We start from the raw sequence: 1,428 nt of genomic DNA, 5'->3' as shown, positions 1-1,428 counted from the left end.
CCATGCGCCGCGCGCTTCCCTCCCGGCTCATGCTGCCCGTGTCAGATAGCAAATGCGATCTTTGCGCATGAGCTGGTCCGCAATCGAGGCCCGCAAGGCGGCAAGTCCGAAATGGCGTAGGTCGTCGTTGAAGTCCTGCATCGCCGGCGACAGCACGATTGCCTCGATTCCAAGGTCCGTCGCGCGCTCGATCAGGCTGTCTCGGGCACTGTCACCGGCCGGATCGTTGTCGCGGATGACATAGAGCCGCCGCAGGTTCGGAGGCAACAGGATCGCGGCGAGATGGGCTGCCGAGAGTGCCGCAGCCATCGCCATGTCGGGCAAGGCGCATCTGAGCGACAGCGTCGTCTCGATGCCTTCGCCTGCCGCCATGACGCTGCCGGGCATGCCGAAGCGGACGGCGTGACCGAGGAGGTTACCCATTGCCCTACGTGGCGCGTCGACAAGTGCCTTGCCGGCGCCGTCCCGTGCGAGCCATGTGCGGTGCGCGCCAGTCAGATGCCCATTGAGATCGGTAACGGCGGCAATCATCGCCGGCCAGGTCTCGGTCGGTCCATGATCGTCTGGCCGGAAGTAGCAGTGTGGATGGAACTGCAAGGCTGCGGTTCCGTGCAAAGTCGTAATGCCACGTCCACGCAAATACGTTTCCACGAGGGTGCCGATAATGGGCTTCGACATGGCGACCAGTCGGCGAGCCGCTTCCGGTGATCCAATGGCGACCTGCGTGATCGGCTCGGCCGGTTGGGGTGGCATGGCATCTGGCGTAGCGAGAAACACGCGCGCCTCGTCGGCGACGTCCCGGAAATTGACCAGTCCGAGGGATTCGCGGATGACATCAAGCAGGTCGCCATGCTCGTCTGTAGCGGCGTCGGTCCATTTTCCTGGCGGTCCCTTCAGGGATGGCTGCAGACGCACGAACATCGAGCGGCCCGGCGCATTGCGGACGTCGCCGACGGTCCAATAGTTGCCCTGGCGACGGCCATTGGAGAGGTAGTGGCGGCACACCGCCTCGGCATGTTCGCCGAGGCGGTGTGCGAGGTCGGATGCAGCGTGAAGCGCAATCATGCAGCCTCCCGCTCACTGACCTGATCGATTGGGAAGCGGTCGTGCACGCGCTCCAGCACGGCGAGTCCGCCAGCGTCGATCGGCACGAACATCCTGAGCTTCCACGAAATGATCTCGTGGAAGAGACCGTAGGCGGTGAGGCGCTCGCGCATCGTGTCGGTGAACCCAGACAATTCGATGCGCCATGCGCCCATGACGCGGCTGCGGCGAAGCTGGAGATCCTCGGCTAGATCGAGGATGGTCCGGCCGTCCATTAGAGCCGCAAATGCCTGCTCCGGCGAAAGCGCAACCACGTTCGTCGCAGAGCCCTTGGCCGCCCATGCCGGCGAGACGCGGCGGCCGATGAGGCGCTCGCCCTCGTCG

General features: G+C 64.8%; 2 protein-coding genes. Both read right to left on the bottom strand.

All coding sequences use genetic code 11. The features are described 5' to 3' along the window. Window positions 1–27: 27 nt before the first annotated feature. Window positions 28–1,065 carry a toprim domain-containing protein gene (locus EN949_RS35250; protein ID WP_127365577.1) on the bottom strand — a complete coding sequence of 346 codons (1,038 nt, stop codon included), beginning with the start codon at window positions 1,063–1,065 and terminating at the stop codon, window positions 28–30. Next, the coding region (locus EN949_RS35245) for a hypothetical protein (protein WP_164782680.1) at window positions 1,062–1,428 on the bottom strand (367 nt) is incomplete at its 5' end. The genes EN949_RS35250 and EN949_RS35245, both read right to left, overlap by 4 nt.

Origin of the sequence: Mesorhizobium sp. M7A.F.Ca.US.007.01.2.1 (assembly GCF_003998165.1) — a bacterium.
GTDB classification, from domain to species: Bacteria; Pseudomonadota; Alphaproteobacteria; order Rhizobiales; family Rhizobiaceae; genus Mesorhizobium; species Mesorhizobium ciceri.
The sequence above is the reverse complement of the archived record's forward strand: the minus strand, read 5'-3'. Positions and strand labels throughout refer to the sequence as shown.